This window comes from Granulicella sp. WH15 (assembly GCF_009914315.1).
Classification (GTDB): domain Bacteria; phylum Acidobacteriota; class Terriglobia; order Terriglobales; family Acidobacteriaceae; genus Edaphobacter.
Window position 1 is genome coordinate 4,665,337 of sequence record NZ_CP042596.1, and the last position, 7,817, is coordinate 4,673,153.

8 protein-coding genes are annotated in these 7,817 nt (G+C 60.8%); 1 reads left to right on the top strand and 7 read right to left on the bottom strand.

Annotation, left to right across the window (positions count from 1 at the left end; genetic code table 11):
- Positions 1-245: 245 nt before the first annotated feature.
- Positions 246-524, bottom strand: coding sequence for a hypothetical protein (locus FTO74_RS19295; RefSeq protein WP_162539599.1), 279 nt, complete (start codon positions 522-524; stop codon positions 246-248).
- 223 nt (positions 525-747) lie between these two features.
- On the opposite strand from FTO74_RS19295, the gene thrS reads away from it, so the two are divergent.
- On the top strand, positions 748-2,817 hold the full coding sequence (gene thrS, locus FTO74_RS19300; RefSeq protein ID WP_255462399.1) for a threonine--tRNA ligase: 2,070 nt from the start codon (positions 748-750) through the stop codon (positions 2,815-2,817).
- 100 nt (positions 2,818-2,917) lie between these two features.
- On the opposite strand, the gene FTO74_RS19305 is transcribed toward thrS, so the two are convergent.
- The 6 genes from FTO74_RS19305 to rpmH all read right to left on the bottom strand — a co-directional run bounded on the left by FTO74_RS19305 (position 2,918) and on the right by rpmH (position 7,170).
- Positions 2,918-3,439, bottom strand: coding sequence for a R3H domain-containing nucleic acid-binding protein (locus tag FTO74_RS19305; protein WP_162539601.1), 522 nt, complete (start codon positions 3,437-3,439; stop codon positions 2,918-2,920).
- A gap of 279 nt (positions 3,440-3,718) precedes the next feature.
- The gene (gene yidC / locus FTO74_RS19310) at positions 3,719-5,536 is read right to left on the bottom strand and encodes a membrane protein insertase YidC (protein WP_162539602.1); all 1,818 of its coding nucleotides are present in this window, start codon (positions 5,534-5,536) and stop codon (positions 3,719-3,721) included.
- 267 nt (positions 5,537-5,803) lie between these two features.
- Positions 5,804-6,034 (bottom strand): membrane protein insertion efficiency factor YidD, encoded by a 231-nt coding sequence (gene yidD / locus FTO74_RS19315; protein WP_162539603.1) that lies wholly within the window; start codon positions 6,032-6,034, stop codon positions 5,804-5,806.
- The gene (gene rnpA, locus FTO74_RS19320) at positions 6,031-6,438 is read right to left on the bottom strand and encodes a ribonuclease P protein component (RefSeq protein ID WP_162539604.1); all 408 of its coding nucleotides are present in this window, start codon (positions 6,436-6,438) and stop codon (positions 6,031-6,033) included. The genes yidD and rnpA overlap by 4 nt, the downstream gene beginning before the upstream one ends.
- Before the next feature lie 28 nt (positions 6,439-6,466).
- Entirely contained in the window at positions 6,467-6,865 is a 399-nt protein-coding gene (locus FTO74_RS19325; protein ID WP_162539605.1) for a cupin domain-containing protein, read from the bottom strand.
- A 149-nt stretch (positions 6,866-7,014) separates the two neighbouring features.
- Positions 7,015-7,170: a 50S ribosomal protein L34 gene (rpmH, locus tag FTO74_RS19330; protein ID WP_162539606.1), complete on the bottom strand. Its 156-nt coding sequence runs from the start codon at positions 7,168-7,170 to the stop codon at positions 7,015-7,017.
- Between the last annotated feature and the right edge of the window lie 647 nt (positions 7,171-7,817).

The window sequence follows — 7,817 nt, forward strand, 5'->3', positions numbered from 1 at the left end:
AGATGGAACCCGCCGCAGGAGGATGCAGAGAGATGATGAAGAACTCTTGAAATACCGAGAGGTCGCGGATGCGCTGGGGGTAGGGAGCATTTCTCAGGCTAAAGCCCGGACCTGCCGCAGAAGCAGATTCCTCCGCTTCGCTCCTGAATGACAACCAAAAGAACAAGCAACAGCAACAGCGTCCTAACGCCGGGCGGGCGGCACTTCGTGTGGTTTTGGACGCTGCGCGTGTTTTTACAATCGCTCTAGATAGACCAGGACTGTGCGCCGCCCAGCAGGGCCGCCGCCGAAAACTTGGTGAGCCCTGACCAGCCCGGGACCAGGAATCCCGTGTGCGGGTGCGCACGGTGCGAGTCGTTGCCCTGGTGGTGCTCGGCGATCGCCGCCATCACGGTCTCCATCTGCGCCGCACGCTCAGTCTGCGAGCTACGCTCCCAGAAGATCTGGAACGCCTGCCCACAGATGCTGCAGGAGATCTTATCTGCGCCTTCGGAGGAGTTGGACTTCTGGCATAGAACCTGCATGGGGGAATCCTTTCGCTCTACGGGTAAGAAGGAATAGTGCGGTACATATGTAACGTTACTTTTGTTCAGCCTACACCCTCTGATGCTGCGTTCGATGAATCGGCGGCATGGACGCCCTACCACCAATGGGGGAACAGGTTGCCTGGGGCAAGAAGATGCAGAACGGCGGCGAACAAAATATGCTGTCAGTTGGCAGACAAATATGAGTGAGCAGGCAATCTCAGTGACAGCAGAGCAAGGCGTATCGACAATCCGGGTCCAGCTACCCGACGGCTCCATTCGCGAAGTCCCCCAGGGCACCACCCCATTCGACATCGCCACGGCGATCTCGCCCCGACTGGCGGCGACCGTGGTCGTTGCCCGCATCAAGCCGCTGGCCGGGCTGGATATCAACCAGTCCGAGGGCGGCGCGGACGATACGCCCGAAGACACCGAGGAGTCGGAAGGCTCCATGTACGGCGCGGGCGATCCCGCCGCAGAGAAGCTCGTCGACCTGACGACGCCGCTGACCGAGGACGTCGCGCTCTGGCTGCTCAAGGAGCAGGATGAGGACTCGCTGAAGGTGGTGCGGCACTCCGCCGCGCACGTCATGGCGACGGCCATCCTGGAGCTCTTCCCCGAGACCAAGCTGGGCCACGGTCCCGCCACCGACAACGGCTTCTTCTACGACGTCTACCGCGAGGTGCCGTTTACCGAGGAGGATCTCGCCGCCATCGAGGCGCGCATGGCCGAGGTCGTCGCGCGCGATGAGAAGTTCGTCCGCGAGGAGGAGACGCGCGAGCAAGGTATCGCCGACTACCTGGAGCAGGGCGAGTTCATGAAGGTCCACTTCATCGAGCGCTTCACCCAGCCCGGAGAGCAGATTTCCCTTTATAAGAACGGCGGCTTCACCGACTTCTGCCGCGGTCCGCACGTTCCCTCCACGAGCCGGGTCAAGGCGTTCAAGGTTACCTCGGTGGCCGGGGCGTACTGGCTGGGCGACGAAAAGAACCAGCAGCTCCAGCGCATCTATGGCACGGCGTTCTTCAACGACAAGGACCTGAAGGCGCACTTCGCGCGGCTGGAGGAGATCAAGGCGCGCGACCACCGCGTTCTGGGCAAGCAGCTCGACCTGTTCTCCATCCAAGAGGTCGCGGGCGCGGGCCTTATCTTCTGGCACCCCAAAGGCGGTCTGATCCGCAAGACGATGGAGGACTGGATGCGCGACGAGTGCATCCGGCGCGGCTACCAGATGGTCTACACACCGCACATCATGCGGCGCGAGCTATGGAAGATCTCCGGGCACGAGGGCTTCTACGCGGAGAACATGTACCCGCCCATGGAGCTGGACGACGCCGAGTACCGGCTGAAGCCGATGAACTGTCCCGGCCACATCCTTATCTACAAGAACACGCCCAAGAGCTACCGCGACCTGCCGCAGCGGTACGCGGAGCTGGGCAACGTCTACCGGTACGAGCGGTCGGGCACCATGCACGGGTTGCTGCGCGTGCGCGGCTTTACGCAGGACGACGCGCACATCTTCTGCACGCCCGGACAGATCGAGGACGAGGTCGTAGCCTGCATCGAGTTCGCGCAGGGCGTCCTGACCACCTTCGGCTTCGCCGAGTTCAAGGTAGAGCTTTCGACCTGGGACCCAAGCAAGCCCGAGGACTACACCGGCTCGCCCGAGCACTGGAACCAGGCGATCAACTCGCTCCGTACCGCGCTCGACCGCAAGGGGATTCCCTTCCGCACTATCCCCGGCGAGGCCGCGTTCTACGGGCCGAAGATCGATATCAAGCTGGTCGACGTGTTGGGCCGCATGTGGCAGCTCTCGACGGTTCAGTTCGACTTCAACCTGCCTGCCCGCTTCGAGCTTTCGTACAAGGGCGAGGACGGCGAGCTGCACCAGCCGGTCATGGTCCACCGCGCGCTCTTCGGCTCGGTGGAGCGGTTCTTCGGCGTCCTCATCGAGCACTACGCCGGAGCGTTTCCCTTCTGGCTGGCCCCAGTGCAGGTGGGGTTGGTGCCCATCTCAGAGAAGCACCTGGAGTATGCGCGGCTGGTCAAGCAGCAGCTTGAGGCCGCCGGCATCCGCGTGGAGCTGGATGAGCGCAACGAGAAGATGAACGCCAAGATCCGCGAATTCGGCGTGAGCAAGGTGCCGTTCATCCTGATCCTCGGCGATAAGGAGGCGGCGACCGAGTCGGTCAGCGTCCGCACCCGGGGCAAGGGCGATGAGGGCAGCATCACGACGGCGGCCTTCCTCGAACGCTGCCGGAGCCTGCTCCAGAACAAGGGCACTGAGCTGTAAGTCGTGTGCCCCCATCTCCAAAGATCAAGATGGGGGCACACGATAGCAACTGCGAAAACTCCCTAACGCCGGTGGCGACGCTTCGCGTGGGACGGCTCTTCTAGGTAAGCCCCAGACTCGGGGACGTACCCGAACTTAACCCTGAAGACGACTCCGCAGGTGGCGAACTCCCCACCCCGCCGTAGGCCAACCCCGTCGAGGGATAGACCACAACGTGGCGATGCCAGCCCACTCCCACCGACTCCGCATGGAGGCCATGATCTTCAAGCTGATGGATCAGGATGTGACGGTCCCGGCGGACCATCGGGGCAAAAGAGTACATTCGCCCCGTGCTCTCCACTAGGTTCATTGCAACCGCCGCCTCGCAGTAGAGCCGCTGTTCCCGCTCCGCCCGCAGACTCCCAACGTCGAAACTCAGCACCCGCCGACGAGACGCAGGCAACCGAAGCATTGCTGCGGTCACATGCTCCAGCGCAGTCAGCAGTTCGCTGCGGTTGGCCAGCAGCAGGTCGGTATCCGGCCCCTCAAACACCACCAGCAGGCCATCCTCGCCGCAGCCGCAATCACACCGGCGTTCAATCTCCACCTGGAACTCCAGGCCCAGACCCGACTGACGGATCACTCGATTTAAAAAGCACACTACCCTATTGGATAGGTTATTCAGCTTAGACATTCATCACCAAGGCGTACAGCAAGGAGAGTTACAAAGAGAAACGACCCTCTAAAAAAATGTTGCATATGCGTCTTAACTGAAGAGAAGCTGTTCCAACATAGACGTCCAGCCTGATGAAAAGACTCATTCTCAAATAAAAATGTTGAAACATTATAAATTTATTGACAATAAAAAGCCTGGCGTCTGATCCGACGCCAGGCCACGCTAATAGCAGCTCCTAAAGCTCCCTCAGCGCTTGACGGTCTTGCCCTGGATCGTCTTCGTCGCGCCCGGTTTCGCCCCGCCCGTTCCGACCCCGGCCTTGCGCCGCGCCCGCTTGGCCGCAATCTCACGCATCTCCCGACCGATGGAGGTACGGTTCATCACTGCCTGCTGCGCGATGCCGATGAGGTTACCCACCGACCAGTACAGCGCCAGTCCCGACGAGTAGTTCCACGTCATATAGCCCGAAAATGCGGGCATCATGAACGCCATCATCCGCTGCTGCTGCGGGTCTACGCCCGGAGAAGGCGTATAGAACTGCACCAGGAACTGCGAGACCACCATGATGATCGGCAGGATATGGTACGGGTCGGCAGCCGAGAGGTCCGGCAGCCAGTACCAATGCGCCTGCCGCAGCTCCACCACCTTGGGCAACATGCCGAAGAAGGCAAACAGCAGGGGCATCTGGATCAGCGTCGGGATGCAGCCGCCGAACATGTTGACTCCATTGTCCTTCTGGAGCTGCATGATCTCGGCGTTCATCTCATTACGCTTGGGATCGGTCACCTTCAGGTTCTTGTACTTGGCCTTGATGGCGTCCATCTGCGGCTGAATCCGCTGCATCTTCAGGCCGGACTGCATGGTCTTGATGCGCAGCGGCAGGATCAGCAGGTTGATGAGCACGGTCAGGATGACAATAGACCAACCCCAGCTAGGGGTGACGTGCTCGTGGATGGCCCGCAATGCCAGGAAGAGGTACTTGCCGATAATCCCGAAGAATCCGAAGTCGAGCAGCGGCTGCAGGGTCACCTGCGGGTTGGCCGCATGGATGTTCTTCAGCACGTCTACGGCCTTGGGGCCGACGAAGACCCGCGTCTGCGTGTGGCCGGAAAGATCGCCGACCGCCGATCCGATGATCGGCACCACCAGACTCTTGCCCGCGTCCTTCTTGGCCGGAACTCCGTGGCCTACGCCGTTATGCCGCGCCGCCTTCACCACGTCCAGCTCGTTGTGCAAGGTGGCCACAGTCGCGGACTCCGGATTGTCGGGCAGGAAGATGGCCGCGAAGTACATATCGCTGACGCCCGCCCAGTCGAACGGCCCATTCAGCGTGTTGCCGCCGACGATCTTCTTGGGAGCCAGGTGCTCCTCGTGGCCATTGGCGCTCGAATCGAGCTGCGCGCCGATGTAGGCCATCGCGTTCTCCTGGTCGCCGAAGCCGCCGGGCCAGGAGAGCAGTGCGCGGAAGGGCGCGCCGTTGCGCAGCACCTGCGTATCGGCGTGCAGCACGTAGCTCTCGTCGAAGCTGAAGATCTTGGTGACCTGGAACTCGCCGTTCTGGAACTTGAACGTAAGCGTGCTCGGCGCGGTCAGGTTGCCGGTGGCCGAGGGCACGTAGAGCGCATTCGTCAGGCTGGCCGTGACGCCGGGGTCATAGGTATAGAGCGAGAGCGGGTAGCCGTAGGCCGTCGAGGCCTGGTCGTGCACCAGGTCCAGCGGGCGACCGTCGCTGGTCTTGTACCGCTTCAGAATCCAGCTGGTGACCTGCGCGCCGCGGTTCGAGAAGGTGATCTTGTACAACTCGTTCTCGACAGTGGTCGTGGTCTCAGCCGTACCCTGGATGACCGGGGCCTGTGAGGCCCCAGCGACGGCGGCCGGTAACGGGGTTGCCGCCGCGTTCGGCTGCGACTGTGAGGCCGCGCTCGGCGAGACGGTCTGCGGGTTATGTTTGGCACGCCAGAACTGCAGGCCGCTAAACACAAGCACCATCACCAGCATGACGACAAGCAGGGAGCTATTGCTTTGGGTGTTTCCCTGCTGATTCGGGTTCTTAAACTCTGCCACTCGGGGATCCTGTCTCTCGTGCGCTTGAAGCTCGTACAGATGTGGCGAAGTTCGCCACTATTGATGATAAACGGTTGCCGGGAATACGGGCACTTCGTGCGGTTCTCGGGGGCGGTATAGGGAGATTAATTTCTTAGGCCCTCCCGCTGGTCGGCAGCGAAAATCCTTCTTCCCCACCAGAGGGAGGGCCACGCGAAGCAGTAAAAAGGCGTGTAAACGTCCGCCCTCCGCGCAGGAGGCCCGTCCGGCAGGACAAAGCCTTTGTCTCTAACGATCAGGAACCGGGTCGAATCCACCCTTCGCCAGAGGATTGCAGCGAGCAACCCGCGCAACCGCCAGCCGCGTACCCTTGATCCAACCGAAGCGGTCGATGGCGACGTAGGCATATTCGGAACAGGTAGGAAGATAGATGCAATGCGAGACGCCAAAGCTATGCAGCATGGGCGAAAACGCCCGCTTGTAGAGGCCGAAGAGCAGCTTCAGCACAATGGCTTTCATGGCTCGGGCATAGCCGCCGGGGCCTTCGCCTGCCGGTCGAGCGTCTTCTGGATCGTGCGGAAGACCGACGCGACCTCCTGCTCCAGCTTCACGAAGTCCATCTCGAGGATCGAACGGCGCGGGTGCAGGATCACGTCCACCGGCCCGTGCAGCAACCCGGCCTGATGGCGGATGCACTCGCGCATCCGCCGCTTGATGCGATTGCGGTCCACCGCCTTGCCCATCACCTTGCCGACGGTCAGCCCGATGCGCGCGCCCGGTGTCTCGCTGCGCCGGTCCGCGGGCCGCACCGAGAAGAAGAAGGTCATCTGCTTGGAGAACTGTTTGCGGCTGGACGTATACACGCGCTGGTAGTCGGCGTGTTTCCGCAGGCGAAGCAGCGCGTTGGGGGTCTTGATCTTCATCCTGCTACTTATCTATTGATTTGAAAGCTTAGCCGAGTTGCTCGGCGATCGAGCGCGTCATGGCGGTCTGCTCGGCGCCGGTGTGCTGCGTCGTCACGGTCTCGATCAGCGCGAGCCAGGTCTCTTCCTCAGCGGAGGTATTGTGCCTGAGTCCGCGCGGCACCACGAAGAACTCGCCCGCGCCCACGCGAACAGGTCCGCCATCGTCTGCCGAGCGCCCGATAGTCAGCACACCGCGCAGCACCAGGAACATCTCGTCTTCGGCTGCGTGCTCGTGCCAGGGGAACTCGCCCTGCACCTTGACGACCTTGATGTACTGGTCGTTCACCCGGCCCACCACGCGCGGCGACCAGAGATCGGTCAGCGCAGCACAGGCGTCCGCTAGAGAAACCGGAGCTTCACTCGAGATGGCGGGCGCGTCTGGCATCGGTTGTAAGGGGATCTAATGACGATCTTGTAACCAAGACCTTGTAACGGGGAGTCGAAGAAGGGCCGATAAAGAAGGAACCGGGATGAGGCCAACCCGCCTCATCCCTTTTGTATTCCCAAATTGAAATCGACTCTGCGTGAGATCGACTAGTCGCGGTAGCCAGCCGAGACGGCGATCTTGTGACGACCCTTGGCGCGGCGGCGGCTCAGAACGGCAGCGCCGGCCTTGGTCTTCATGCGGGTAAGAAAGCCGTGGGTCTTGGCGCGGTGGCGGCGGTTGGGCTGAAAGGTACGCTTGGGCATGGGACTGACTCCTGAACTTGACTAGACTTGATCTTCGACTCGGCCTTCAAAGATTGAAGGCGAAGCGTGATTGCAAAATGTCTGCCGGGGCCTTCGGTGGCGGTGCTGGCAGCGACGATTCAATCGAGGTCTACAGAAGTGATTGGATCGAGGTTACAGAAGCTCCACCGTGGCAGTTACGGCAAGATTCAAGTATACCCCAGCAGCGTGGAAAAGCAGAAATAAATACCCGAGGGTACACCCTTTTCAGTCACTTGTCTGCATCACAGAAGTATCGGTTTTTCTTTTGGGACATGGCTTTCACAAGGAATGGTGCAACCCTCTTTTTTCGAAAAATAGCCTTGAAAACTGCCCTCTTCCCCGTGCTACCATCAAACCCGCTCAGTAAGTTGCAGCGCGTGTTATCAGGTAATGTTTCACGCTCTGCCTTACCATTGAATTCTTTTTCTGTCTGCGCTTTTCTAATCAGTTTTCACTCGATCGGACAGACTCTCCGGGCGTCTTTTTGAGACCATCCCGAACCGGCCAGCGATGGCGGGCAGGGAAACTCTTTGCCCTTTCGCAGCTCCCACTTTTAGGGGCGGCGGCCTTGCAGTTGCATCACCAGTACTGACTCCCCCTAGAAGTTGAGAGAAGGAACGAACGCG